Below are 1,592 nucleotides of genomic sequence, written 5' to 3' on the forward strand. Positions count from 1 at the left end.
CAGCGCCGCGGGCGGCATTCTGCTCATGGTCTCGGCAGCGCTGGCGCTGCTGGTCGCCAATTCCCCGCTCGCCGGGCGCTACTTCGCCATGCTGGAAACCACTGTCGCCGGGCTGTCCGTGCTGCACTGGATCAATGACGGCCTGATGGCGGTGTTCTTCCTGCTCGTCGGTCTGGAGATCAAGCGCGAGATGCTCGAGGGCCGCCTCGCCAGCTGGCCGCAGCGTATCCTGCCCGGTGCGGCGGCGCTGGGCGGCATGGCCGGGCCGGCGCTGGTCTATCTCGTCTGCAACACGGGGCCGGGCGGTCAGCCTGCCGGTTGGGCGATTCCCGCCGCCACCGACATCGCCTTCGCGCTCGGCGTGCTGGCGCTGCTGGGCTCTAGGGTGCCGGTGTCGCTGAAGGTTTTCCTGACCGCGCTGGCCATCATCGACGACCTGGGTGCGGTGCTGATCATCGCGTTCTTCTATACCGGCGATCTCAACCTGCTCGCGCTGGCCGGTGCCGCCGTGGTCACCGCCATGCTGGTTGTGCTGAACCGGCGCGGTGTGGCGGGGCTGGCGCCCTATCTGCTGCTCGGCCTGCTGCTCTGGGCGCTGGTACTCAGCTCGGGCGTGCATGCCACGCTTGCCGGCGTGGTGCTGGCGCTGTGCATTCCGCTGCGTCCGTCACGTGGCACGGTGTCGCCGGTTCATACGCTGGAGCATGCCATCAGCCCGTGGGTGACTTTCCTGGTGGTACCGGTGTTCGGTTTCGCCAATGCCGGCGTGTCGCTGGCCGGCGTGTCGCCGGCGGCGCTGCTGGAGCCAGTGCCGCTGGGCGTGGCGCTGGGTCTGGTGCTCGGCAAGCAGGTCGGCATCTTCCTTTCGGTCGTGCTCGTGGTCCGCCTGGGCTGGGCCGCGCTGCCGGCCCAGGCGGGCTGGCGTCAGGTCTACGGCGTGGCGTTGCTGTGCGGCATCGGCTTCACCATGAGCCTGTTCATCGGCCTGCTGGCATTCCCCGCCGATCCGCTGCTGCAGGACCAGGTCAAGATCGGCGTGCTGCTGGGGTCGCTGGTATCGGCGCTGGCTGGCGGGGCATTGCTGCTTCGGCGCTCTGTCTGAGCCGGCTCACAGGCACCAGGGCGCGTCCCGCCAGTGCTCGGCGAGGTGGTCGAGGAACGAGGTGATGCGCACCGACAGCGCGGTATTGCGGTAGTACACGGCGTTGATGCTGCGGCGCAGGTCCAGGGTCTGCCGCGGCAGCAGCTCGACCAGCGCGCCGCTGCCGATGTCGCCCAGCGACATGAAGTCCGACAGGCAGACGATGCCGGCGCCGGACAGCGCCAGCTGGCGCAGGGTCTCGCCGCTGGAGGCGCGGATGTCCGGGCGCACGCGCAGGTAGTCGCTGTCGCGGCCGGCCAGGGGCCAGTCGTTGAGCGAGTCCGGCTGGGTGAAGCCGAGCAGCGTGTGCGCCGCCAGATCCTCGACCTGGCGTGGCCGGCCGTGACGTTCGAGATAGCCGGGGCTTGCCAGCACCCGCAGCCGGCTGCTGCCCATGGGCCGGGCGTGCAGCGTCGAGTCCTTGAGCGCGCCGATGCGCAGCGCGACGTCG

2 protein-coding genes are annotated in these 1,592 nt (G+C 70.2%); one reads left to right on the forward strand and one right to left on the reverse strand.

Annotation, left to right across the window (positions count from 1 at the left end):
* Nucleotides 1–1,102: Na+/H+ antiporter NhaA (gene nhaA, locus C5O18_RS09285; protein WP_206389839.1), on the forward strand; the 1,102-nt coding region annotated here is incomplete at its 5' end.
* 6 nt (nt 1,103–1,108) lie between these two features.
* Here nhaA and C5O18_RS09290 read toward each other — a convergent pair.
* Nucleotides 1,109–1,592: LysR substrate-binding domain-containing protein (locus tag C5O18_RS09290; protein WP_241146813.1), on the reverse strand; the 484-nt coding region annotated here is incomplete at its 5' end.

It is taken from the genome of Amnimonas aquatica (assembly GCF_002943415.1).
GTDB lineage: Bacteria > Pseudomonadota > Gammaproteobacteria > Pseudomonadales > Moraxellaceae > Perlucidibaca > Perlucidibaca aquatica_A.